Genomic DNA, 23,715 nt, shown 5'->3' with positions numbered 1-23,715 from the left:
CTTTTCTTCTTCATTGGCATATCCATGACCTTTACACCTCATGATATGCCCCGCCCACGAAATCACGGATAGGTCCGACGAGCGCAATGCCACGCGCGACGCGTTACGTCAGGCAGCCCTCAACACGCTGCCGGCGTGCTGCCGCATACGGTATTCACGAGCGTCACGATGTTGCTGCTCGTGAACGGCGACGCGCCTTGCTGCTTCACCGCAGAGTTCGTATAACCCCAGCTCGTCACGCCGACCACGATATTGTGCAAGGCTGCGTTGCCGAAGGTCGTGCCGTTGAGTGTCGGCGGCATGCCAAGATTGACGAGCCACGGGCCGCCGCTCGAACCCCCGGTCATCAGCGATCCGATGATCGTGTTGTTCGAGTTGCTGGCGGACACGAAACCTTGCGATTCGGTACGCTCCATGTAGACGCCGCTATCCAAGGCCACCGGGTAGCCGAGCTGGTCGATCAGCGCGAGTCCTGACGGGGTGTAGCTATAGCCGTTCCAACCATAGCCATACCATCCGGTGCTATTGCCCGCATACGATCCGGCTTGCGGCGACAGCACGATCACGGCCACGTCGTCCTGGCAGACGACACCGGCGACAGCGCATGGATCGGTGCCGTCGTAATAGGAAGTCATGACGGTGGCCGATGCTCCGTTCCACGTGCCATAGGGCGCGGTTCCGTTACTGTAGGCCGGAACGAATACCCAGTTCGAGTAGAACTGCCGCTGACCGAAATTCGCGACGCAGTGCGCAGCCGTGACGACCACTCCCGGTTTGATCAGGGAGGCAGAGCACAGATAGGTCGCCGAGCCGATGTTGAAGAACAGCTTGCCGGCTGCGCGGAACGGATAGTAATACTGCGTATTGTCGCCGCTTGCATTCACCTGGCTAGTGGTATACGGCTGATTCGACGATCCGTATTCCTGCGGTTCGACCCCGGACTGACTCAAATCGACTGGCGCGACCAGTCGCACCGGCCTTTGCCTGCCGTCTCCAACGCCGCCTTGCGCATAGCCCGGCACGCCCAGCGCCGGCCTGGCGTTGTACATCAGTGAATCCAGCATGGTAGGCGGCGCAACGAGCGGTCTTGGCAGCGGCATCGGCAGAGCGTGCTTGAAATCGACTGTGGCCACCTGGAGACCGCGCTCGGGTAACGTGATCTGCGTCACGCCTCCCTGCGTTCTGATCTGCTGGGCCAGCGCGCTGGTTGCGATCAACGAACCGAAAGCAACAACAGCGATTTTACTGATCAGTTTGCTCATTTGAATCTCCTTTCGAACTTATGAGTTGTTTTTCTGAGATTCGAAATATCTGTCGAACATTGAGGTGCCCCTCAGATAGCACGAAAATTATGCTGGGCGAATTAAATAAACTGCGAGGACATTGCGTGAAAATGCTTCCAATGAACTCTCTTTGTTGTTGCTGAGCAATCGAGCCGGTGGAATGGGTGGGGCTTTGTTTTAATTGATTGGTTAATGTTTTTCGCCGATTGGAATGCAAATCGTGCGCCAATTTAATTTCTTGGGGCCATCTCCGGTGTGGTCGGTAAGAATCAACAAAAATGCAGTGGATGTAATGCGAATTTTGTTTGGATGAAATAAAGAACAAATCAAATTTACACCTTATAAATCGACTCAATGGTATAACATTATATAATAAGCTTTATTACTTTTTATAATTTAATGAAATCCGGTTGATTTAAATGTGATTGTCGGGTGCGAATAAATCCGGAGGCATTAATGGAATTAAAACTTGCATCGTTTCAAATCCACGCCGCGAGATTCAATCGAGGGAATCGGTTCGAAAACCGCATACGAGTTCAACCGGAACGGTGGCGCGAAGCCGATGTGTCTGGACCGGGCGGCCGCCTTTTTGCCGCCGTCGGTCGCGCGTTCAGCCGATGCCAGCGTGCCGGCGCACAAACCTACCGAACGCCCCCCGGCTGACCCAACCCGCCGCACCGCCTCCACGGCCCGCCCCGTCCGTTTCCTCTCCGCCTCTCGTCCCAACAGACGATGTAACGCCACCCCCGACCGGCCAGAATCCTTTCACGAACAACGGATTCTGAACCAGGAGGAGGCCGACATGATCGATGTCCGTGCGCTTGGCTATGTCGTCGTCGAGGCGACGCGCGTCGATGCGTGGCGCCGCTACGCGGAAGACGTGCTGGGCATGCAGGCGCTCGACGCACCCGACGGCGCGCTGTACCTGAAGATGGACGAGCGCGCCGCCGGCGGAAGTCGCGATTCCGCGCGTCGATGTGTGCTTCTCCGGCGAATGGTCGGACTGGGTCGTCGACAAGATGGTGATCCAGGCCAACTGCCGCGAACTCGTCGACAACATCTCGGACGTCGCGCACTTCGCGACCGTGCACCGCGCGCCGATCGACTATTTCGCGAACCTGTTCGAGGATCACAAGGCGACGCAACTGATGGTCGGCCGCAGCGAGAAGCTCGGCGGCGACAGCCTGAGCGCGCTGTCGACGTATTTCGGGACGGCCGTGCACATCACGCAGATGACAGGGCAGAGCAACGGGCAGCCGATCCATTCGGTGCTGTTGAACTGCCATGTGCCGATCGGCATGAACAGCTTCGAGCTGCGTTACGGCGTGATCGTGAAGAAGGTGGCCGGGCTGACCGACGAACAGAACCTGGAGATCGCGAACGCGTACGTGAAGGAAGCGCAGCGCGCGTTCTACGAGGACGTCGACATCTGGCACAGCAAGACGCGGATCGACAACCCGCTGCTGTGCGAAGGCGACGGCCCGCTGTACCAGATGCGCGACTGGTATTCGCGGTTCTACCTGGACATGGCCGACGTGTGGCGCGACGTGCGTCGCGCGCGAGACATTCGAAATGCGGATTCGCGAAGGCGCCTCGCCGCCGGCGCTGCAGCACGTGTTGGAGCCGCGGCAAAAAAACGGCGGCCCAGCCGAAAATCGGGGGGGCATCGAAATATGCTCCGTCGGCCGGCAACACCCGCCACATAAGGCGCGCGCGGCGCCCGTGCGCGCGCGTCGCACCGAAAGAGCTTGACGGGGCGGCCGCTACCGCGTAGTGTCCGTGACCGAAGTCTTCAAGAAGTTCGATTGCTCATCATTGGCCGCACTCCGTGTGCGGCAGTCGTTGGTCTCTCCCTCTTTGATTCTTTCTGTGCCCGTCGCGGGCGCATGTTCAATTATTCGTATTAAGGAAGTATTTGTGGATACCGGTACCGTCAAGTGGTTCAACGAAACCAAGGGCTTTGGTTTCATCTCCCCGGACAACGGCGGCGACGATCTGTTCGCCCATTTCTCGGAAATTCGCGGCACGGGCTTCAAGACCCTGGCCGAAGGCCAGAAGGTCAGCTTCGAAGTGAAGCGCGGCCCGAAGGGTCTGCAAGCGTCGAACATCACGCCGCAGTAAGCCGCATCGGCATCGGCCGCCGATCGGCGGCGGGTGCCGGATGGAGTTTCGCGCGGGGCGCCGCTGCGGTTCCGGTGGCCTGCGCGTTCCGATGCGCACGACCGATGCATCGCGACATTCACGATGCATCGGTCGTGACGCCTCCCCATCGCATGCGTGACCCGCGTGCGACACAACGCCCTCGCGAAGCGAGCGCCGCTTCGCCAGCGCATCACCGCTTTAACGCATCAACCCGAGCAGACCGCCGCCATGCCGTAGCAGCCGGCGCGGTCCCGACTACTTGCGCGGCGCTCATCGCGCCGCCGCCACCGACCGCCCGAACGCCGCAACGCGCCGGGCTCCGATCGCAAGACAGGCCCGTGGCCCGTCTGAACGAACCGATACCCGGCAGCCTGCCGGCCGTCGTCCCGTTGCGGGAAACGGCGCCGGGCAGATCGCCGCGGCCGCGGTCAATCACCTTGTCTGGAGGAATTGGTTTGGCAAAAGAAGAACTGCTGGAACTGGACGGAATCGTCGACGAAGTGCTGCCGGACAGCAAATACCGTGTCACGCTGGAAAATGGCGTGGTGGTGGGCGCGTATGCGTCGGGCCGCATGCGCAAGAACCACATCCGCATTCTCGCGGGTGACCGCGTGACGCTGGAACTGTCGATGTACGACCTGACCAAGGGCCGCATCAACTTCCGTCACAAGGACGCGAATTCTCCGCGTCCGCAACGCAACAGCGGACCGCGCCGCTAAGCGGTCAGGATCGCGCGCAGCACGGCGCCGATCGACTCCCGTCCGGCCGTGCGGTCGGACGAACCGGATGGACGGCACGGGTCGTGCCGTTTGCCGTTTGTCGGTCGCCGGCGGCGTCGTTACGCCGCGGCGGCCAACACTATCTTCTCCGATCGCCGCGCGTATTCAACGCTCAGGTGGCCACGTCTCTCAGGAAATCCTCGACGACCGTCGCGAAATACGGCGGACATTCCTGCATCGGGTAATGCCCGCAATTCGGAATCTTCAAGAGTCGCGCGTTCGGGTGCCAGGCCAGGAACGTCGCCTGCATCGCCGCTTCGTCGAGCCCCGGATCCTTGTCGCCGACGATCACCAGAAAGCGCGTGTCGAGCCCGCGGATATCGTCGACGAAATCCGTTCCGGTCAGCATGTCGAGATAGGCGAGCCGGCAACCCGGCGCCACGCGCTCGCGGTTCTGCCGCAGTTTCACGTCGGCCCATCGCGCCGACAGTCCACCCGTCACGAATCGCACGAGCCGGCGAAACGCGTCGTCGCTCACGGCCGTGCTCGCGAAGAACGCGCGCGCGTCGTCGTTCAGGCGATTGCCGGACGCCGACACCGGACACACGGCGATCGCGCTCTTGATGCGCGACGGCGCGTTGGCGGCGATCCGCTGCGTCGCCATGCCGGTCATCGAATGGCCCATGACGTGAAAGCGCTGCCAGCCGAGCCGGTCCGCGAGCGCGAGGCAATCGGCTGCAATCTCGTCGACGGTGCAGGCGCCGTTCAGGTGGATGGAGGTCCCGTAGCCGCGCAGGTCGACGAAGACGTAGGTGAAGGCCGTTTCGTCGAGATACGGCAGCAGCGCCGCGTAGTTCGTACTGTCGCCGAGCCAGTCGTGCATGACCATCACGCATTCGGGGCCGGTGCCGTGCCGCAGGTAGCCGAGGCCGTCGAGGTCGGCGTTCGGGCAGGAGGCGAAGGTGTCGATACGGTTCATTTCAAGGGGTTTCCTTTTGGTCCGGGAACCAAAACGAAACGCCCTCCCGGCGGACCGGGAGGGCGTCTTGAAAGTGCATCGATCGTATCGGGCCGACCCGCGAAAGTCAACGTTCAGCGCGCCATCCCGCTCGACACCTCGACGCGCTGCGCATTGACCCAGCGGTTGTCGTCCGATAGCAGCGACGCGATCATCGGCCCGATGTCGTTACACTGAAAAGCGCGCCGACGGGCGGGTGAACGCACGCGCAGCAACGCGGTTCGCGTGCGGCTTTACGCGCGGGCCGGCACGGTCGTACACTCGTCGGCAATTCGCGGCCCGCGCGCATGGCTTTCAAATCCTTCAGTCGCTTTCAGCAGGCCAACGACCGTGCCAGCCGGACATTCGTCGCGCGACGCCAGGAGGCGCCATGAGTGCAGACGCAGCCCCCGCATCCCCACCCGTTCAGGACCGCATCCAGCACGTGTTCGTGCTGATGCTCGAGAACCGCTCGTTCGATCACCTGTTCGCGCTGTCGGGCATCGCCGACATCGTCGCCGCGTCGCCGGGCGACAGCAATGCGTACGGCGGCGCCGTCTATCCGTTCGGCGGCGGCGCGCCTGACCGGATGCCGACCGACCCGTGCCACGAATTCACCGACGTGCTCGAACAGCTCTGCGGCGCGGGCGTGCCGTTCGTGAAAGGGCAGGCTTATCCGGGCGTCAATAATTCGGGATTCGTGTCGAACTACGCGACGTCGCATTCCGAAGGCACGCCGCCTCAGCCGGCCGACGCGGGCAAGATCATGCAGGGCGCCGATGTGCGGACGCACGCGCCGTCGCTGTACGCGCTCGCGAATGCGTTCGTGCTGTGCGACGCGTGGCATGCGTCGATGCCGGGGCCGACCTGGCCGAACCGCTTCTTCCTGCACGGCGCGTCGTCGGCCGGGCTCGACCATTCGCCGACCAGGGAAGAAATGGGCGGGTGGGAGGCGTTCGACGGCTTCCGTTATCCGAAGGGCTCGATCTTCGGCGCGCTCGGCGACGACAACTGGCGCATCTACCAGGATCAGTCGGGCGATCCGCTCGGCCACGTGCCGCAGGTCGCGTCGCTGAAGGGCGTGAGCTTCGTCGACGTCGACGATCTCGCGCACTTCGAGGCCGATCTCGCGGCCGGCTACACGGCACGCTACACGTTCATCGAGCCCAGCTACGGAGATATCGTGCACGGCACCTACCGGAACGGCAGCTCGCAACACCCGATGGACGGGCTGGCCGGCGGCGACCAGCTCGCCGCGCGCGTGTACAACGCGATTCGCAATTCGCCGGTGTGGAACAGCAGCCTGTTCGTGATCGTCTACGACGAGCACGGCGGCTTCTACGATTCGGTCAGGCCGGGCGCCGCGCCGCCGCCGAACGACGGTGCGGCCGCGACGCTGAATGCGAGCGGCTTCGGCTTCGACGTGTATGGCGTGCGCGTACCGGCGATCGTGATTTCGCCGTGGGTCGCGGCCGGGAAGGTCGACCACACGCCGTACGATCATGCGTCGGTCGCCGCGACGCTCGAGCGGCTGTTCGGCCTCGCGCCGCTGACCGATCGCGACCGCCTCGCCAACGACCTGCTGGCGCTCGTGACGACCACCTGCCGCACCGACTGCCCGCAAAGGATTGGATCATGAGCACGCCCCCGGACCCGCGTGACGCGCTGCCCGTGCGCGACGGCACGAGCCTGATCGCCTATCTACACATCCTGAAGAAAGCGCATGCGGCGCTGGTCGGTCACGACAACGCCCATCTGCGCTTCAGCGAGATCGTGACGCGGGGGCAGGCGCGGCAATACATCGAGGAGCTGATGCCGACGCTGCTGCAGGCGCGTGCGGAGCGCCGGCGGCGCCGGCATGGCGGGAAGCATCGCTGACGGGTATGGCGGCGCACGGGTGGCGCAGTGTGAAGCCGGTGCGTGCGTGAGGCAGGCCGCGACGCGTCGCGCCGCCTGCCGCGCGCGCTGCACGCTGACTGCCGCTACCGCCGCACCCGTCGACTGAGCGGCCGCGCCGGCAAATATCGCGGCGCGCAAGCCACGATGATCGGGCCGATACCGGATCGATTGCGTCACACGTCGCCGTTGGCTTAAGATCGGCAGCAGTTCATCCCACGCCTTCAGCGCCAATGAAAACGAGCATACGCCTGCAGGTCGCCGTCATTACATCCGCCTTTGCGGTGTTCAACGTCTACATGCACATTCAGCAGTTCATCAGCGGTTGCATGTGGGTCAGGGGCCATCAGCGCTGCAGCTTCGAAAACAGCGCGAATTTCGAAGGCTGGATGGATCTCGACCTGCTGGTCACGTGTTGCTGGGTCGCCGGCGCCGTGATGGGCTGGGTGGCTGTCGCAGAGGCGGCGAGAAAGCCGGATTAACGGGCGACACCCGTGTTCGTGTTCGACGAATCAGCTGCAACATGGCGCTCGATCGAAACGACTCTGTCAATCCGTGACTACGCGTATTCGCTGGCCAGCGGCGAAGCCGCTCCTGATTCAATCGAACCGGAAATGAACTCGCGAGCTGCTGCCGGCGGAAGAGATCACGGCGATCCTCGGCGAGTGTTTCCGTGCGGCGCGCGCGCCGCGTGGTGTGCGATCGTCGCATCGCTGCTCGTGTGAGATCCGAGGTGCGACGACGGTGGCCGGAACCGCCTTCGTCGAGTAGTTCGGACCGTCACGCGTAAGGCTGGAACGCACGGGTTTCACGCGTCGAACCGGGCTTCCATTCCGGCTTTGATTTCCCCAGTGCCGTGCACTAGATTCGAAGCGTTCATATGTCACCGAGCGCGAGGTGGAGTCATGACTCCGTGGGAGATTCAGGGCACCGAATTGATCAGTTGCAATTGCTCATACGGTTGTCCTTGCCAGTTCAGTGCGTTGCCGACCAACGGAAATTGCGAAGCGATGGGCGCGATTTCGATCGACAGCGGCCACTACGGCGACGTGGTGCTCGACGGCGTCAGGATCGCTGTCGTGTTTCAGTGGCCGGGGGCGGTCCACGAAGGCAGGGGCAAGTGCCAGCCGATCGTCGACGAGCGCGCCAGCCCGGCACAGCGCGAAGCGGTGCTGAAGATCATGACCGGTCAGGATACCGATCCGTTTGCGACGATGTTCTCGGTGTATGCGTCGACGCTCGAGCATGCGTTCGAGCCGATCTTCACGAAGATCGATTTCGACGTCGATGTCGATGCGCGGCGCGGCCGGATTCATGTCGACGGCGTGTTCGACGTTGCGGGCGATCCGATTCTTAACCCGGTGACGGGCGCCGAGCATCGCGCGCGAATCGACCTGCCGAACGGCTTCGAATACGAGCTTGCCGAGATCGGTTCGGGCACGGGGCGCTCGCAAGGCAACATCGCGTTGACGCTCGACGGAACCTACGCGCAGTTCGCGCGGCTGCACATGAACAACCACGGGCTGATCCGGCATCGCGTTGCGGCATGACTCCGTTCGACACCTGGCTCGGGCGCGAGCGCGTCGTCACGCTGCTCGGCATGGCCGCGCTCGTCGGCGCGTGCTGGTTCTATTTGTGGACGGGCGCGGGAACCGGCATGTCGGCGCTGGAGATGACGACGGTCGCGCTCTTTCCGCATCGACTGGCGGCCGGGATGGGCAGCATGGATCCGTCGCTGCCGACCGTGATCGCGATGTGGTGGGTGATGATGATCGCGATGATGACGCCCAGCGCGGCGCCGCTCGTGATGCTGTACCGGCGCGTGCTGCGGGATCGCGGCGCGGACGGCTCGGGTGCCGCGTTCACGTCGGTGTCGCTGCTGGCCGGTTATCTGGCCGCATGGCTCGCGTTCTCGATCGGCGCGGCGTTGCTTCAGGCGCTGCTGCAGCCGGCCGGGCTGATCTCCGCAATGATGCTGTGGTCGAAGAGCGCTGTTCTTTCCGCAGTCGTTCTCGCGCTGGCCGGGCTCTATCAATTCTCGCCGCTGAAACGCGCGTGCCTTCGGCAATGCCGCGCGCCGGCCGGTTTTCTTGTCTCGCACTGGCGTCCGGGCGTCGTCGGCAGTTTCCTGCTCGGCGCGCGCCACGGCATGTATTGCGTGGGCTGCTGCTGGTTGCTGATGGCGCTGCTGTTCGTCGGCGGCGTGATGAATGTCGTCTGGATTGCCGCGCTGTCGCTGTTCGTGTTCGCGGAAAAAATCCTGCCAGGTGGAGATCTGGTCGGGCGCTTGCTGGGCGTCGTGCTGATCGCCTGGGCCGGTGCGACGTTGATCGTTTGAACGGGGCATCCGAGTTCGCAAGTCATTCGCGATGCGCGACTTCCACACGCAGCGGAAGCGTCTTCGAGGTAACGGGAGATTTTCGATGAAGCGGCGGCATGCGCGAGGTGCCGGGGCGGGAGCAAGCGAGGTGCGGTCGCGGCCGGTTTTTCACCGCTCGTGCTACGTAACGCAGGGCCGGTGTTACGTCGGCGTCGCGGGGACGCGAGGGCGGATCGAACCGCAGGGCTGGACTCGCATGCGATGCGTCGTGCCGGAAAGTGCCGTCAGGAAAGCCGCCGCGGCGCGGTTGAGGAATTGTTAACGAAGCCGACGAAGATGGCACGGTAGATGCTTGCTGGAATGTTCGCGCTGAATGGCTGACGGGGACTTCCATGCAAAATCATTTCATCAAGGCGAACGTTGCGCTCGCCGCCATTGCCACGGCGTGTGCGCTGGCAGCGTGCGGCGGCAATGACGTTACGGCGCCGAAACTGGCCGGTAACAACATCGGAACGAGTACGAGTGGGACGAGTGGGACGAGCGGAACCAGCGGAACCAGCGGAACCAGTGGCACCAGTGGCACCAGTGGCACCAGTGGCACCAGTGGCACCAGTGGCACCAGTGGCACCAGTGGCACAAGCGGATCCAGTGGCACAAGCGGATCCAGTGGCACAAGCGGGACCAGTGGCACAAGCGGGACCAGTGGCACAAGCGGGACCAGTGGCACAAGCGGGACCAGTGGCACGAGCGGAACCAGTGGCACAAGCGGAACCACCAGCGGCACCAGCGGAATCGGAGGCACCAGCGGAACGAGCGGCACGCCGGGCACCAACGGCATCGTCAGCTCCGTCGGCTCGATCGTCGCGGACGTGGGCGTCACGATAGGCGGCGCGAGCCTGCCCGGCGGCGTCAGCAAGGGCGTGACCGCCGGGCCGGCCGACACGCTCATGGGCGTCGGCACGCTCGTCCGCGATACCTCGGACGCCGTGAGCAGCGGCATAGGCCAGATCGGCTTCACGGCGAACCCGGTCGGCACGACGGTCGCCGGCCTCGGCACCATCGTCGGCTCGACCAGCAACCCGGTTAATGGTTTCAGCGAAACGGTGAAGGTGCTCGGCACCGGCCCGTTGTCGCCGCTGGCGCCGATCACGACGCCGGTCGGTGGCCTGCTCGACACGGTGGCCGGCGGTCTGAAGTCGGGCGGCACCATGCTCGGCTCGGCCCTGTCGTCGGGCCCGGTCCAGCAGGCGACGCAGGCGCTCAGCACCGCGATCACCCCGCTCGTGACGACAGCAGGCCAACTCACGCAACAGGTCGGCACGGCAACCGGCCTCGGCCAGCCGGTCGCCGGCCTGCTCGGGCAGGTCGGCGGGGCCATCACGTCGGCCGGATGGAAGGTGACATCCGCGTCGCCGCAGCCGGTCGTTAGCGCTGTCGGCGAACTCGTCCGAGCGGTTGGCAACACGGTGAGCAATGTGGGTGGGCTTGTGAACCCGAGCGGCGCGAACGGCGCGGTGCCGATCGCCGGTTTGGTGACGAGCGTGGCCGGCGGCATGCCGTGGATCGTGCATGACGGTTCCGCTACCGGCACCGGCACCGGCGGCGGCACGCCGTCGGGCAGTCTCGCCAATCCGCTCGCGCCGGTGACGTCGCTGGTGGGCGGCCTGCTCGGCGGCGCGGTCGGCAAATAACCGATCGGCGCCGAACGTCACGGAGGCAAACGGCCGAATGACCGAATGGCGGCCGTCACCGGCCGCCAAAGGTTCAGGCCGGGATCTGTCGGTCGGCCATGAAAACCCGGCCGGCTACTTGCGGCCGTCGTCGAACTTCGACGGCGGCCGCGCCAGCCCGCGCACCGGCAGCGGCGTCGACATCACGATCGATGTGCGCGTTTCGCCGTACAGGTTGATGCGTTCGATCAGCTGTTCGAGGTGGGTCATGCTGGTGGCGACGAACCGCATGACATACGAGTCGGCGCCCGTCACATGATGGCATTCGACGACTTCGGGAATCGTCTCCAGCAACTTGAGGAATTTCGCTTTCGCCGGCTGCGGCACCGTGATGCCGATAAGCGCGCTCACCGGATAGCCGGCCGCGGCCGGATTGATCCGGGCCGTGTAGCCCTCGATGACGCTGGCCGTTTCAAGTCGCTTCACGCGTTCCGTCACCGCCGGCACCGACAGATGAACCTGGCGGGCCAGCTCCGTATAGCTGATGCGGCCGTTGGCCTGCAACAGCGCGAGTATCTTCCAGTCCAGATCGTCCATCGCGGCGGTTTTTTTTAAGGCGGAACGGCTATTTTTCCTTAAAAACCGCATTCAGCGGCGACCGGACTTTCCCTACGATGCCTGTTCAACCCGTTGCATGTCGCAAGGAGCAGGCGATGCTGTTCATCAAGTCCGTCGTAATGGGGCTGTCGATCGCGGTGCCCGTCGGCCCGATCGGCATGCTGTGCATTCAGCGCAGCCTGAGCCGCGGCTTTCAGGCAGGGTTCGCGACGGGTGTCGGCGCCGCGTGCGCCGACGCGATCTACGGCCTGCTCGGCGCGCTGGGCATCGCGGGCATCGTCACCGCATTCCCGATGCTGACCGTCGGCCTGAAGATCGGCGGCGGCGCGTTCCTCGTGTGGCTCGCATGGACCATCGCGCGCCAGGCGCCGGCCGTGTCGGCGCTGCAACGCGACCTGCCGCGCACGACCGTCCTGCGCGATTTCCTGACGACGTTCGGCCTCACGCTGTCGAACCCGATGACGATCCTGTCGTTCGTCGGGATTTTCGCGGCGCTCGGCCCGTTGTCGGGCGCACGGGAAGGCGCGATGTGGCCGGCCGTGTCGCTGATGGTCGCCGGCGTGTTCATCGGTTCCGCAACCTGGTGGCTGTGCCTGAGCGGCGCGACCGCCGCGCTGCGTACGAAGATGTCGTTCGCGTTCATGCACGGGCTGTCGCGCGTGTCGGCCGTCGTCGTCGCGGCATTCGGCGCGATCCAGGTGGTCGCGGGCGTGCGCGGCCTTGTCTAGTCCTGAAGCGGGGCATCGCCTTTCGACCGGATGTCGTCGACAGCCGTCCGCAGATGCGCGAGCAGTTCGAGCATCACGGCCGCCCGAAAGTGCAGTCCGGCATCTTCAATGATCCGTTCGGCGCCGCACACGACCGGCCCGAGCCGCGCGGCTTCGTCGACACGATGCGCTCGATGCTGAACGCGCACGGGCTCACGCCCGACGCATTCGCCGAGCGGGTGTTCGACGGCATCCGCGCCGGGCGCTACTGGCTGATTCCGCAACCGGAGACGCTCGACGGCGCACTGCAGCGGCGCATCGACGACATCCTCGCTGCGCGCGATGCGTCGCTGCCGTCGTTCCGACAATGACGGCCGCGCGCGGCAGCGCCGGCCGGCACGCGCCGTTACATGCGGGTGCCGGTGTGCGTGCGGCCGCTCGGGTCGCCGCCGCGGTCGGGCGGCGTATTGTTCTGATCGATCTTCGCGAGCACGAAGCCGGCGGCCGGCAACGCGCCGGGCGAACGATGGGGCGCCTGCGCGACTGCGTCGTGCGGCGATGCGGCGGGAAAACCGGCTGACGTAACGCCCGGTTGAGCGAACGCCGAAAGGGAAACGGCCGCCAGGGCGGCGGCGACGATCGCGTGCGTGTTCATGGTGACTCCTTCACGACTGACTTCAGGACAACGTAATCAGTCTAGGGCGCGAAACTTAACGCGACGTGAAGGAGCGGCGGCGCGCAGATGACAGGACGTTCATGCGCGCCGCGACGTTCATGCCGATGTCGATACCAGCGCGCAGAAGTTCTCGAGATCGACGTTGCCGCCGCTGATCACCACGCCGACACGCTTGCCTTGCAGCTGGTCCTTCATCCGTCGCACGGCGGCGAACGACAGGCAGCCGGTCGGCTCGACGACAATCTTCATACGCGTCGCGAAAAAACGCATGCAGTCGACGAGTTCGGCGTCCGTCGCGGTCAGGATGTCGTCGACGTCGCGGCGGATGATCGGGAACGTCAGGTTGCCGAGGTGCTGCGTTTGCGCGCCGTCGGCGATCGTGCGCGGCGTGTCGATATGCACGATCGCGCCCGACCGGAACGATTGCTGGCCGTCGTTGCCGGCTTCCGGCTCGACGCCGTACAACGCCGCGTGCGGCGACAGCGCACGCGTGGCCAGCGCGGTGCCCGACAGCAGCCCGCCGCCGCCGAGCGGCGTGAATACCGCGTCGAGCGGCCCGACTTCGTCGAACAGCTCCTTCGCCGCCGTGCCCTGGCCGGCGATCACGTCCGGATGGTCGTAGGGCGGGATCAGCGTGAGCCCGTGCTTCTCCGCGAGATCGCGCCCGATCTGCTCGCGATCCTCGGTGTAGCGGTCGTAGGTCACGACGTTGCCGCCATAGCCGCGCGTCGCGGCCATCTTCGCGGCCGGCGCATCCTGCGGCATCACGATCGTCGCCGGGATGCCGAGGATGCGCGCCGACAGCGCGATCGCCTGCGCATGGTTGCCGGACGAGAATGCGACGACGCCATGGCGGCGCTGCTCGGCGTCGAAGCGCGACAGCGCGTTGAATGCGCCGCGGAACTTGAATGCGCCCATGCGCTGCAGGTTCTCGCACTTGAAGAACACCTGCGCGCCGAGCGCCTCGTCGATCGTCCGCGACGTCATCACCGGCGTGCGGTGCGCATGGCCTTCGAGCCGGGCCGCGGCGGCGGCAACGTCGTCGTACGTGGGGAGAGTCGGAGAGTTCATGGTCGTTCGAGGGTCGGAAAGTTTAGTCAACATGAAAGCAGCGCGCTTGCCTCATTTCGCATCGTTGTACACGGTCGCGCGCGATACGCCGAGGTGCTGCGACACGATCTCCATCGCGCGGCGCACTTCGAGAAAGCCGTCGGCCTTCAGCGTCTGCATCAGCTCGCGGCGCTGGTCGGTCTTCAGTTCGCGCGGCGTCGTCGCGAGGCGCGTCGCGAACGCGTCGATGCGTTGCCGGATCGCGTCCGCGCCGGCCGGGTCGAGCGTTTCGGCGACGGTTTCGCCGTCCGTGCTGCAGAACTGGTTCAGCATGCCCTGGAAGCCGCGGAACAGCGTGACGTCGGCATTCAGGCACAGCGCGGCCACGTAGCGCCCGGTCGAATCCTTGATGCCGATCGACGTGCTTTTCGCGGTGCGGCCGTCGGCGAAGCGGTTCGGGTAGTTCGCGAGCACCTGCGGGAAATCGTCGTCCTCGATGCGGGCGAGGCCGAGCTCGGTCGCGGGGTCTCCGACCGCGCGTCCGGACAGGTTGTTGTGGATCGCGAGGATCGCGTGCTTCGGCGTGCGCAGGTCGTGGACCACGACCTCGGTGAACGGCGCGAACATCTCGCCGAGCCCTTCGGCGATGCGCTGCACCTGTTCGATCAGCGATGCCTGCTCCGACTGCGCTTTGTTTCGGGTGGTGGTCATGAGGGGCTCGCGTTCAGGTTTCGGATCGATGCGACGGTTTCGGGAAACGGTCACCCGGCGTGTTCCTGGTCGGCTGTCGTTTCCGGCCGCGTGATGTCGGCCAGCAACGGGCGCGCGATCCGCACGTAGTCGGCCGCATCGAGCACGACCGAGCGGTCGAGGCGGCCCGCGTTGAACGCGATCTCGTCGTTGCGTTCGACCAGCGCGGGATCGACGACGAGCGCCACGTTTCCGTCGAACACGAACGGCGGCACGGCGCCCATCACGCAGCGGGTAACGGCGGCCGCGACATCGGGCGACGCGAGCGTCGCCTTGCGGCGGCCGACGGCATCGGCGACCTTGCGGAAATCGATCTTCAGGTGGCCGGGGATCACGGCGAGCGCGGTCGTGTCGCCGCCGTCCTTGAACGTGCACAGCATCGCCTTCGCGCCCTGTTCGGGGCGCGTGCCGCGGATTGCGGCGATTACGTCGGATTTACCTTCCGCCGGGTGCTCCAGCACGCGGAAACGGGCGCCGGACGTGGTCAGCAGGTCGCAAAGCGTGTCGAAAACGGGGTAGTCGTTCATGTCGCTCATGTCGTTCCGGGCGAGTTGGTCGATGGATTGTCCAATTATAGACGTTTTGTCATGATGGCAAGCGTTTATCGCTGAGCTGGTCCTTTGACGCATGCCGGATGACCTTTGGCGTAACTGCGATCACGGAGGACGACGAATCTTGACGGCAGATCAATTCGACTGCCGGGGTTGCATACGGAATCGTGGAAGCTAGACTGGAAGTTCCCCATGCAAACCATGGAGGGAGGCATGACGACCATGACGACCATCTATGTCGTGAAGACCGGTGAGCAGTTCCTCTGCACCGGTGAGGATGGCGACATCGGCATGGCACCGGTGATTGAAGACGCCATGTCCTTTCTGTCGTATGAGGAAGCGAAAAAAGCGGCGAACGAGAACGCCGACCCCGGATACGAAATCGTGACCGTCAACATCACCGTCCGCTGACGCGGAGTTCGTGTCCCCAGCGACCTGGCCGGCTGCATCGGCAATCGGAAACTCCTTCGCGAATCTACGCGTGGTTGACTGGACTTGGCGTGCTGCCGCGCATCCTTGTGTGTCTGGAGACACCGTGCGGCTCCACTGATCGGGCGCGGCCTGTGCGTCGCGCCACAACACGTACATGACTTTCTCCATTGCTCCGGCTCCAGAGGGAAATCACGAGGTCGGCGGCGCTGCCGCCGGGGTTCAGGAAGTTGTGACGGCCGCGCCATGTGCACTATGCGCACCATGTGCACCCGGCGCGAACCGGTTTGCGGCAAGCGTGAACGACGGTGGGATCGGCGACGTGACGGTTTCGAACAGCCGCTCGTGGCGCGTCGCATGAATGCGCCACACACCGTCGCGTTTCACGTACTGGTCGTCGCAGAGCGCGGTTCCGTGCATCAGGTAGTTGTCCTCTGGATTGATCGCATGATCCTCGAGAAACCGCACATCGCACGCGTGATCGGCTGATACCAGCGTGAGTTCCGGGCGATGGCCGTGATGCATCGTCAGGAAGGTCGGCTTGCCGATCGGCTCGCGCAGGCTCGACACGAACGCGTCGCCGCCGTCGTACGCATAGCGGCCGCCATACAGCCGCGCGTCGCGGTCCTCGGCCAGGCAATCGGCGAGCAACGACCAGTCATGCGTATCGACCGCGCGGAAATACCGGTACTTCAGCTGCCGGATCTGCGCGTTTCATGGAGCGTGCGGGTCGTGTCTTCCATCGCCGCATCTCGTGGTGGTGTCGTTCGATGGCAGGAACGAAGGCGCCTGCATCACATCGTCTGTTCGGACGAAAGCCGCGCGCGCATGCGATTCGATTCATCCGGGCGGCGTGAACAACACCGCGATGTCGAACCCGACCGGCGCGCCGCTCGAGGAGATCAACAAGCACGATGCGAACGTGCCGCTGCAGCGCATCGGCCTGCCCGACGAGATCGCACGCGCGACGCTGTTCCTCGCGAGCGACGAAGCGTCGTATTACCCCGGATTGCCGGGCGCGCCGTTTTGAGCAGGGACGTACATCACGCGTTGGAGCACGATGTTTGTGTACGCAACCTAATTCAGGGTTTGCCTGAGTAGCGAAAACGAGAATTCGCCGGGCGCGCATGTGCAATTTTCATCCGCGCAGCCGGCGGGACGAACTTGCCGCTTTCGCCAAACGCTTGTCCGACGGACGTTCCCCGCGTTTCGTCCCCGGCAGCGATCGCATCGACGCAGTCGAAATGACTTTCCTGCAACACATGTGCCTGCACGTCGTGACAGTTGTTTCTTGTTGCAACGCAACGCCCGCTCGATAACGGCGATGGTATGCTGGCCGGCATGGAAGTTGTAAGGCAGGTTGCTGGCATGGCGAAACTCGCGTTCGCATCTTCTAACGAGACATCACATCCTCTCGCCCGCATCGCGGCATCGACACGCGCACAGCTCGCGTGCCCCGCGTTGCGCGTTGCTGCGTCCTGCATTCCGATCGCATTCCCCATCTGGCGGGTTCACCCCGCGTTCCGCATTCCCGTCCAATAATCTGGAGACATCCCCATGTCGCAAAACAATCTGGCCGAAGCAACGTACGGCCCGCTGATCGCTCCGCCGGCTTTCGTCAAGCATCGCAAGCTGATCGACTGGGTGTCGCGCATCGCGGCGCTCACGGAGCCCGATCGCGTCGTGTGGTGTGACGGTTCGCAGGAGGAATACGACGCGCTGTGCCAGGCCATGGTCGACCAGGGCACGCTTACGCGCCTGAACCCGGCGAAGCGCCCGAACTCGTATCTCGCGCAATCCGATCCGTCCGACGTTGCACGTGTCGAAGATCGCACGTTCATCTGCGCGGAATCGCGCGACGACGTCGGCCCGACCAACAATTGGGTCGCACCCGCCGAAATGCGCGAGACGCTCAACGAGCTGTTCCGCGGCTCGATGCGCGGCCGCACGCTGTACGTGGTGCCGTTTTCGATGGGCCCGCTCGGCTCGCCGATCGCGCACGTCGGCGTCGAACTGTCCGACAGTCCGTACGTTGTGGTGAACATGCGGATCATGACGCGCATGGGCCGCGACGTGTACGACGTGCTGGGCGAGGACGGCGAATTCGTGCCGTGCGTGCACAGCGTCGGCCATCCGCTCGAAGCAGGCGAGCAAGACGTGCGGTGGCCGTGCAACCCGGTCAAGTACATCGTGCATTTCCCCGAGACGCGCGAGATCTGGAGCTTCGGTTCGGGCTACGGCGGCAACGCGCTGCTCGGCAAGAAGTGCTTCGCGCTGCGCATCGCGTCGACGATGGGCCGCGACCAGGGCTGGCTCGCCGAGCACATGCTGATCCTCGGCGTGACGTCGCCGGCCGGCAAGAAGTATCACGTCGCGGCCGCGTTCCCGTCCGCGTGCGGCAAGACCAACTTCGCGATGCTGATTCCGCCGCAGGGCTTCGACGGCTGGAAGGTCACGACGATCGGCGACGACATCGCGTGGCTGAAACCGGGCCGTAACGGCCGTCTGTATGCGATCAACCCGGAAGCCGGCTTCTTCGGCGTCGCGCCGGGCACCGGCGTGAAGACCAACCCGAACGCGATCTCGACGCTGAAGGAAAACGTGATCTTCACGAACGTCGCGCTGACGGAAGACGGCGACGTGTGGTGGGAAGGGCTGACCGACACGCCGCCCGCGAAGCTGACCGACTGGCAGGGCAACCCGTGGACGCCGGAAATCGGCAAGGAAACCGGCCGCAAGGCCGCGCATCCGAATTCGCGCTTCACGGCGCCGGCCGCGCAGTGCCCGTCGATCGACGCGGACTGGGAGAACCCGGCCGGCGTGCCGATCGATGCGTTCATCTTCGGCGGGCGCCGCTCGACGACGGTACCGCTCGTGACCGAGGCGCGCGACTGGGTCGAAGGCGTGTACATGGCCGCGACGATGGGCTCGGAGACGACCGCCGCGGCAGTCGGCCAGCAGGGCATCGTGCGCCGCGACCCGTTCGCGATGCTGCCGTTCTGCGGCTATAACGTCAGCGATTATTTCGCGCACTGGCTGAAGCTCGGCAAGCAGCTCGAAGGCGCGGGCGCCACGTTGCCGAAGATCTACTGCGTGAACTGGTTCCGCAAGGACGCGAACGGCAAGTTCGTATGGCCTGGCTTCGGCGAGAACATGCGCGTGCTGAAGTGGATGCTCGACCGTCTCGAAGGCACCGGTGGCGGCGGCGAACATGCGTTCGGCGTGTCCCCCGCTTATGAAGACCTGCACTGGGACGGGCTTGATTTCACGCGCGAGCAGTTCGCCGCGGTGACGTCGATGAACGCCGACGAATGGCGCGAGGAGCTGAAGCTGCACGCGGCGCTGTTCGATATGCTGAAGCTGCGCTTGCCGGCTGAAATGACCGACACGATGAAGAAGATCGAGCAGCGCCTCGGCGGCTGACGATTCGCAACGACGCATTGACCCTGACGTCCCGCCGCCGGCTTCCATCGCCGGCGGCGGGACGTTTTTGCATCGATGCCGTTTCTCCATCCGCATCTCGCGAAATGCGACGCGGCGGGCCTGTCCACGACGGACATACGCCGCGCACGCGGTGCGCGACGCATTGCGCAGCGCCGCGTAGCGTGGCCGCAAATGCACGACGCCCCGGGCAATCGATCGCATTGCCCGGGGCGTCGTCGATTCAAGCGGTGAAACGGTGAACCGGTGAAACGGCCAAGCGGCCAACCCGCCGTCAGCCGAGATCGAGCGCGTTGGTGAGATCGCCGGGCGGCGTCTCGCCGCGCGCGGCGAACGCGTTGTTGCGCGCGGCCACGCCGTCGAGCGGCGCGAGCCCGTGCACGCGGCTGATGAAGCGCAGGATCGAGTTCGTGTCGTACAGCGTGTGATCGACGAAGCCCTTTTTCGCGAACGGCGAGATCACGAGCGCCGGAATCCGCGAGCCCGGCCCCCAGCGGTCGCCGACCGGCGGCGCGACGTGATCCCACCAGCCGCCGTTCTCGTCGTGCGTCATCACGATCACGGTGTTGTCCCATTGCGGCCCGCGCCGGATATGGTCGATCACGGTCGCGATGTGGCGGTCGCCCGATTCGATGTCCGCGTAGCCCGCATGCATGTTCAGGTTGCCCTGCGGCTTGTAGAACGTGACGGCCGGCAGGCGGCCCGCGTCGATGTCGGCGATGAAGCGGTTCGTCGACGGTTCGTCGCCGAGCCCGGCATCACGAAGGTGCCGTTGGCGCGCGGCGGTGCCCGGCGCGTAGTTGCGGAAGTAGTTGAACGGCTGGTGGTGGTACTGGAAATCGGGCACGGTGCCCGTGTCGCGATGCTCGAGCGCGTATTGCCATGCGCCGCTGTACCACGCCCAGTCGATGTTCTTCTCCGACAGGCGATCGCCGATCGTCGCGTAGCCCTGCGGCGGCAGTACGCGATGGTCGTCCGGATCGGCATACGCGGCGTTGCCCGGGTCGGGCGGCGGCACGTAGCTCGGCTGGTACGGCGGCGCCATCGTGTTCACGCCGTAGCCGTCGGGTGTCAGCGGGCCGTCGCCCGCGAACTTCGGCGGGCCGTCGAGCGCGGATGCCGGCGAATCGGCGGCGAGCGCGAGGCGTGTGCCGGCCGGATCGTCGCCTTCGACCTTCGACAGCAGCTTCGCCGCATGCGGATGCTTGTGCGCGTCCGGATACAGCGGCGCCTGCGCGGAAATCAGGAACATGTGGTTCAGCCACGAACCGCCGAAGGCCGCCATGAAGAAGTTGTCGCACAGCGTGTATTGCCGCGCGAGATTCCACAGCCGCAGCGTGTCGGCCGAATTGCGGTAATGGCCCATCACGAGGCCGCCCGAATCGGCCCACGCGGCGAACTGGTTGTTGCGGCCGGCCGCGATCTGCATCTGGTTCTGATAGAAGCGGTGCCACAGGTCGCGCGTGATCACGCCGTTCGGCAGCGGCTTGCCCTGTGCGTCGGCGATCCGGAACGGCGCGTTCGGCAGCTTGTCGATGTCGCGCTCGGCGATCGCGTAGCGCTTGCCGTCCACTTCCTGCGCCTGAGGCACGAGCCCGCCCCAGATCTTCGGCAGCACGGGCAGCGGCGTCCTGCCGTCGCGGTCGAGCTGCTGCGCGTGCTCGGGCCGCACCTCGCTCAACGGATGGCGCACACCCGGGAAATCGCCGTACAGGTTCGCGAAGCTGCGGTTTTCCGCATAGATCACGACGATGTGGCGCACGCGCTGACGCAACGCTTCGTCGATGCGCTGGTCGGCGGCGGAGCGCGGCGCGCTGCCCGGCGTGGTTTCACAGCCGCCGAGCGCGACACCGGCACCGAGCGCGGCGAGGCCGCCGAGTACGCGGCGGCGGTCGGGATCGGCGGGAAGGTCGTCGGGGCGATCGGGGGTGTCGGTCACGTCGTGGGCTCCTCGAATGGGCAGGTTGGCGGTGTGGATCGATACACCGGCCGCGTCGCTCGGGCTGCCGCGATGCGAAACGGACAGCAACGGCCGGCGTCGCGCAAAAGCAGGTGCGATGCAACTGTCACACAAATGTCATGAACGCGACTATAACGCGGCGGGTGCCGCCGACGAAAGGTGTTTGTCGGACGATTCGACTTGCGCGGCGGGCGATGCGCGACGCCCGCGCGCGAGCTAGACTGAATTCAGGGGCGGCGCGTCGCGGCGTGCCGCCCGGGCGACGATCGCCCGACGGTGCCGGCCGACGGCGCCGCCGCGGCGTCATCGATGCGACGAACCGAGGCGACACAGCGAGACGACGATGACGCGGATGAATGCCGCTTCCGCATGGCTGCCGATGCCGCGCGCCGGTCGCGTGCGGTTGTCGGAGTGAGTGCGCGCCGCACCGCGCGTGCGGCTGGTCCGATGCCATGGACAGGAAATTCGACTACCCGGGATTGCTGATCGCGGCGGGCTTCTTCGTGCTGTTCGCCGCGCAGTTGCTGATGCTGCACCCGGCGTCGGCGTCGATCGCATACAGCGATTTCCACCAGCTCGTCGCCGCGCGGCTCGTCGACGATCTCGAGGTCGGCCCCACGTCGATCACGGGCACGCTGAAGATGCCGCAGGCCGGCACGATGCTGCCGGCGTCCGAAGCCGCGGCCGTGCAGCAGGCCGGCGCGCCGTGGCGCTTCACGACCAACCGCGTGACCGACGAGCATCTGACCGACACGCTGACCGCCGCCGGCATTCGCTATCACGGCACGCCCGACACGGGCTGGATCGCGTCGCTCGCGTCGTGGCTGCTGCCGCTCGTGCTGTTCGTGTTCGTATGGAACATGATGCTGCGCAGGCGCGGCGGGCTGCAGGATTTCACCGGGATGGGCAAGAGTCGCGCGCGCGTGTACGTGCAGCAGGAAACCGGCATCACGTTCGACGACATCGCGGGCATCGACGAGGCGAAGGCCGAGCTGCAGCAGCTCGTCTCGTTCCTGCGCAACCCCGACCGCTACCAGCGGCTCGGCGGCAAGATCCCGAAGGGCGTGCTCGTCGTCGGCGCGCCGGGCACCGGCAAGACGCTGCTCGCGCGCGCGGTGGCCGGCGAGGCGGCCGTGCCGTTCTTCTCGATCAGCGGCTCGGCGTTCGTCGAGATGTTCGTCGGCGTCGGCGCCGCGCGTGTGCGCGACCTGTTCGAGCAGGCGCAGCAGAAGGCGCCGTGCATCGTGTTCGTCGACGAGCTCGATGCGCTCGGCAAGGTGCGCGGCGTCGGCCCGATGTCGGGCAACGACGAACGCGAGCAGACGCTCAATCAGTTGCTCGTCGAGATGGACGGCTTCCAGGCCGGCTCCGGCGTGATCATCATGGCCGCGACGAACCGGCCGGAGATTCTCGATCCCGCGCTGCTGCGGCCCGGCCGCTTCGATCGCCACATCGCGATCGACCGGCCCGACGTGAACGGCCGCCGGCAGATCCTCGGCGTGCACGTGAAGCGCGTGAAGCTCGCGGCCGAGGTCGACCTCGGCGAACTCGCGTCGCGCACGCCGGGCTTCGTCGGCGCCGATCTCGCGAACGTCGTCAACGAGGCCGCGCTGCATGCGGCCGAACTCGGCAAGCCGGCGATCGGCATGGCCGACTTCGACGAGGCGATCGACCGCGCGTTGACGGGCCTCGAGCGCAAGAGCCGCGTGATGAACGCGCAGGAGAAGCTGACCATCGCGTATCACGAGGCCGGCCATGCGCTCGTCGCGGAAAGCCGCGCGCACTGCGATCCGGTGAAGAAGGTGTCGATCATTCCGCGCGGCGTCGCCGCGCTCGGCTATACGCAGCAGGTGCCGACCGAGGATCGTTACGTGCTGCGCAGGAGCGAGCTGCTCGACCGGATCGACGCGCTGCTCGGCGGGCGCGTCGCCGAAGAACTCGTGTTCGGCGACGTGTCGACGGGCGCGCAGAACGATCTCGAACGCGCGACCGCGATGGCGCGCCACATGGTCATGCAGTACGGGATGAGCGAGAAGATCGGGCTCGCGACGTTCGACGACGGCGATACGCGCCAGGGCATGCCCGGCGCATGGCATGCGGGCGCCGGACGCTGCAGCGAGCACACGGCCCGGATGATCGACGACGAGGTGCACGCGCTGCTGGCCGACGCGCATGCGCGGGTCGCGGCGACGCTCGGCGAACGTCGCGATGCGCTCGAACGCATCGCGCGACGGCTGCTGCAATGCGAAGTGCTCGAACGCGACGCGCTGCAGGCGCTGATCGACGCTCGCATCGAACCGTCGTCCGCGGCGGCGGCAGCCGACGGCGATGCCGGTCCGCGCGGCGACGCGCTCGCGCCGGAGCAGGCGTCGGCGGTCGAGCGCGATTTCGTCGCGTACGGGCCGCCGCGCGAACCCGAACGCTGAACGCGCCGCAATCCTGCGGCCGGCGCGTGTCGATGCGGCGATGCGCCGGAATTCCTTTCCCTCTTTCCAGCTACGGAGTC

Annotated in this window: 22 protein-coding genes and 5 pseudogenes; 17 read left to right on the top strand and 10 right to left on the bottom strand. The window is 65.5% G+C overall.

The window, feature by feature from the left end:
• Positions 1 to 119: 119 nt before the first annotated feature.
• A pseudogene (locus AC3WLY_RS34180) lies at positions 120 to 1,344 on the bottom strand (trypsin-like serine peptidase).
• Positions 1,345 to 2,085: 741 nt separating this feature from the next.
• Between AC3WLY_RS34180 and AC3WLY_RS34175 the strand changes: the two are divergent.
• The 4 genes and pseudogenes from AC3WLY_RS34175 to infA all read left to right on the top strand — a co-directional run.
• A pseudogene (locus AC3WLY_RS34175) lies at positions 2,086 to 2,226 on the top strand (VOC family protein); the annotation flags it as partial.
• Positions 2,222 to 2,912 (top strand): annotated as a pseudogene (locus AC3WLY_RS34170) (3-ketosteroid-9-alpha-hydroxylase); the annotation flags it as partial. The pseudogenes AC3WLY_RS34175 and AC3WLY_RS34170, both read left to right, overlap by 5 nt.
• Positions 2,913 to 3,200: 288 nt before the next feature.
• Positions 3,201 to 3,404: a cold-shock protein gene (locus tag AC3WLY_RS34165; protein ID WP_006483056.1), complete on the top strand. Its 204-nt coding sequence runs from the start codon at positions 3,201 to 3,203 to the stop codon at positions 3,402 to 3,404.
• A 476-nt stretch (positions 3,405 to 3,880) separates the two neighbouring features.
• Positions 3,881 to 4,144 (top strand): translation initiation factor IF-1, encoded by a 264-nt coding sequence (infA, locus tag AC3WLY_RS34160; protein WP_034180178.1) that lies wholly within the window; start codon positions 3,881 to 3,883, stop codon positions 4,142 to 4,144.
• A gap of 172 nt (positions 4,145 to 4,316) precedes the next feature.
• Here infA and AC3WLY_RS34155 read toward each other — a convergent pair whose 3' ends face one another.
• Both AC3WLY_RS34155 and AC3WLY_RS34150 read right to left on the bottom strand, forming a co-directional pair.
• Entirely contained in the window at positions 4,317 to 5,123 is an 807-nt protein-coding gene (locus AC3WLY_RS34155; RefSeq protein WP_492310477.1) for an alpha/beta fold hydrolase, read from the bottom strand.
• Positions 5,124 to 5,236: 113 nt separating this feature from the next.
• Positions 5,237 to 5,347: pseudogene (locus tag AC3WLY_RS34150) on the bottom strand (3-oxoacyl-ACP reductase); the annotation flags it as partial.
• 185 nt (positions 5,348 to 5,532) lie between these two features.
• Between AC3WLY_RS34150 and AC3WLY_RS34145 the strand changes: the two are divergent.
• The 7 genes from AC3WLY_RS34145 (at position 5,533) to AC3WLY_RS34115 (ending at position 11,048) form a co-directional block, all read left to right on the top strand.
• Entirely contained in the window at positions 5,533 to 6,780 is a 1,248-nt protein-coding gene (locus AC3WLY_RS34145; RefSeq protein WP_492310476.1) for an alkaline phosphatase family protein, read from the top strand.
• The gene (locus AC3WLY_RS34140; protein WP_492310475.1) at positions 6,777 to 7,019 is read left to right on the top strand and encodes a hypothetical protein; all 243 of its coding nucleotides are present in this window, start codon (positions 6,777 to 6,779) and stop codon (positions 7,017 to 7,019) included. The genes AC3WLY_RS34145 and AC3WLY_RS34140 overlap by 4 nt, the downstream gene beginning before the upstream one ends.
• Positions 7,020 to 7,270: 251 nt before the next feature.
• Positions 7,271 to 7,519 carry a hypothetical protein gene (locus AC3WLY_RS34135; protein WP_492310474.1) on the top strand — a complete coding sequence of 83 codons (249 nt, stop codon included), beginning with the start codon at positions 7,271 to 7,273 and terminating at the stop codon, positions 7,517 to 7,519.
• Positions 7,520 to 7,531: 12 nt separating this feature from the next.
• On the top strand, positions 7,532 to 7,762 hold the full coding sequence (locus tag AC3WLY_RS34130; protein WP_175963535.1) for a hypothetical protein: 231 nt from the start codon (positions 7,532 to 7,534) through the stop codon (positions 7,760 to 7,762).
• A gap of 180 nt (positions 7,763 to 7,942) precedes the next feature.
• On the top strand, positions 7,943 to 8,587 hold the full coding sequence (locus AC3WLY_RS34125) for a DUF1326 domain-containing protein (RefSeq protein ID WP_175963536.1): 645 nt from the start codon (positions 7,943 to 7,945) through the stop codon (positions 8,585 to 8,587).
• Positions 8,584 to 9,375 (top strand): DUF2182 domain-containing protein, encoded by a 792-nt coding sequence (locus AC3WLY_RS34120; protein WP_425131302.1) that lies wholly within the window; start codon positions 8,584 to 8,586, stop codon positions 9,373 to 9,375. The genes AC3WLY_RS34125 and AC3WLY_RS34120 overlap by 4 nt, the downstream gene beginning before the upstream one ends.
• A 374-nt stretch (positions 9,376 to 9,749) precedes the next feature.
• The gene (locus AC3WLY_RS34115; RefSeq protein WP_492332752.1) at positions 9,750 to 11,048 is read left to right on the top strand and encodes a collagen-like triple helix repeat-containing protein; all 1,299 of its coding nucleotides are present in this window, start codon (positions 9,750 to 9,752) and stop codon (positions 11,046 to 11,048) included.
• Between the two features lie 114 nt (positions 11,049 to 11,162).
• On the opposite strand, the gene AC3WLY_RS34110 is transcribed toward AC3WLY_RS34115, so the two are convergent.
• Positions 11,163 to 11,624 carry an Lrp/AsnC family transcriptional regulator gene (locus tag AC3WLY_RS34110; RefSeq protein WP_492310479.1) on the bottom strand — a complete coding sequence of 154 codons (462 nt, stop codon included), beginning with the start codon at positions 11,622 to 11,624 and terminating at the stop codon, positions 11,163 to 11,165.
• Positions 11,625 to 11,740: 116 nt separating this feature from the next.
• On the opposite strand from AC3WLY_RS34110, the gene AC3WLY_RS34105 reads away from it, so the two are divergent.
• Together AC3WLY_RS34105 and AC3WLY_RS34100 are read left to right on the top strand one after the other, a co-directional pair.
• Positions 11,741 to 12,373 carry a LysE family translocator gene (locus AC3WLY_RS34105; RefSeq protein WP_175963539.1) on the top strand — a complete coding sequence of 211 codons (633 nt, stop codon included), beginning with the start codon at positions 11,741 to 11,743 and terminating at the stop codon, positions 12,371 to 12,373.
• Positions 12,374 to 12,426: 53 nt separating this feature from the next.
• The gene (locus AC3WLY_RS34100) at positions 12,427 to 12,723 is read left to right on the top strand and encodes a hypothetical protein (RefSeq protein WP_244137420.1); all 297 of its coding nucleotides are present in this window, start codon (positions 12,427 to 12,429) and stop codon (positions 12,721 to 12,723) included.
• 35 nt (positions 12,724 to 12,758) lie between these two features.
• On the opposite strand, the gene AC3WLY_RS34095 is transcribed toward AC3WLY_RS34100, so the two are convergent.
• The 4 genes from AC3WLY_RS34095 to AC3WLY_RS34080 form a co-directional block, all read right to left on the bottom strand.
• On the bottom strand, positions 12,759 to 13,007 hold the full coding sequence (locus AC3WLY_RS34095) for a hypothetical protein (protein WP_175963540.1): 249 nt from the start codon (positions 13,005 to 13,007) through the stop codon (positions 12,759 to 12,761).
• Positions 13,008 to 13,124: 117 nt separating this feature from the next.
• Positions 13,125 to 14,099, bottom strand: coding sequence for a threo-3-hydroxy-L-aspartate ammonia-lyase (locus tag AC3WLY_RS34090; protein WP_425131299.1), 975 nt, complete (start codon positions 14,097 to 14,099; stop codon positions 13,125 to 13,127).
• 51 nt (positions 14,100 to 14,150) lie between these two features.
• Positions 14,151 to 14,789: a helix-turn-helix transcriptional regulator gene (locus tag AC3WLY_RS34085; protein WP_175963542.1), complete on the bottom strand. Its 639-nt coding sequence runs from the start codon at positions 14,787 to 14,789 to the stop codon at positions 14,151 to 14,153.
• A 50-nt stretch (positions 14,790 to 14,839) separates the two neighbouring features.
• Positions 14,840 to 15,355: a YbaK/prolyl-tRNA synthetase associated domain-containing protein gene (locus AC3WLY_RS34080; protein ID WP_175963586.1), complete on the bottom strand. Its 516-nt coding sequence runs from the start codon at positions 15,353 to 15,355 to the stop codon at positions 14,840 to 14,842.
• A 246-nt stretch (positions 15,356 to 15,601) separates the two neighbouring features.
• Here AC3WLY_RS34080 and AC3WLY_RS34075 point away from each other — a divergent pair, with 246 nt between their 5' ends.
• Positions 15,602 to 15,790, top strand: a complete 189-nt coding sequence (locus AC3WLY_RS34075) for a hypothetical protein (RefSeq protein WP_175963587.1) — start codon at positions 15,602 to 15,604, stop codon at positions 15,788 to 15,790.
• Positions 15,791 to 16,030: 240 nt separating this feature from the next.
• Here AC3WLY_RS34075 and AC3WLY_RS34070 read toward each other — a convergent pair whose 3' ends face one another.
• The gene (locus AC3WLY_RS34070; RefSeq protein ID WP_492310472.1) at positions 16,031 to 16,459 is read right to left on the bottom strand and encodes a nuclear transport factor 2 family protein; all 429 of its coding nucleotides are present in this window, start codon (positions 16,457 to 16,459) and stop codon (positions 16,031 to 16,033) included.
• A 181-nt stretch (positions 16,460 to 16,640) separates the two neighbouring features.
• Between AC3WLY_RS34070 and AC3WLY_RS34065 the strand changes: the two are divergent.
• Positions 16,641 to 16,838: pseudogene (locus AC3WLY_RS34065) on the top strand (SDR family oxidoreductase); the annotation flags it as partial.
• Between the two features lie 527 nt (positions 16,839 to 17,365).
• The gene (locus tag AC3WLY_RS34060; protein WP_492310471.1) at positions 17,366 to 19,231 is read left to right on the top strand and encodes a phosphoenolpyruvate carboxykinase (GTP); all 1,866 of its coding nucleotides are present in this window, start codon (positions 17,366 to 17,368) and stop codon (positions 19,229 to 19,231) included.
• Between the two features lie 292 nt (positions 19,232 to 19,523).
• On the opposite strand, the gene AC3WLY_RS34055 is transcribed toward AC3WLY_RS34060, so the two are convergent.
• The gene (locus AC3WLY_RS34055; RefSeq protein ID WP_492310469.1) at positions 19,524 to 21,188 is read right to left on the bottom strand and encodes an acid phosphatase; all 1,665 of its coding nucleotides are present in this window, start codon (positions 21,186 to 21,188) and stop codon (positions 19,524 to 19,526) included.
• A 473-nt stretch (positions 21,189 to 21,661) separates the two neighbouring features.
• Between AC3WLY_RS34055 and ftsH the strand changes: the two genes are divergently transcribed.
• A complete protein-coding gene (gene ftsH / locus AC3WLY_RS34050; protein WP_492310468.1) occupies positions 21,662 to 23,635 on the top strand; it encodes an ATP-dependent zinc metalloprotease FtsH in 1,974 nt (657 codons plus the stop codon).
• The last annotated feature ends 80 nt before the right edge of the window (positions 23,636 to 23,715 follow it).

It is taken from the genome of Burkholderia sp. FW306-1C-G01B, assembly GCF_058781685.1.
The sequence above is the reverse complement of the archived record's forward strand: the minus strand, read 5'-3'. Positions and strand labels throughout refer to the sequence as shown.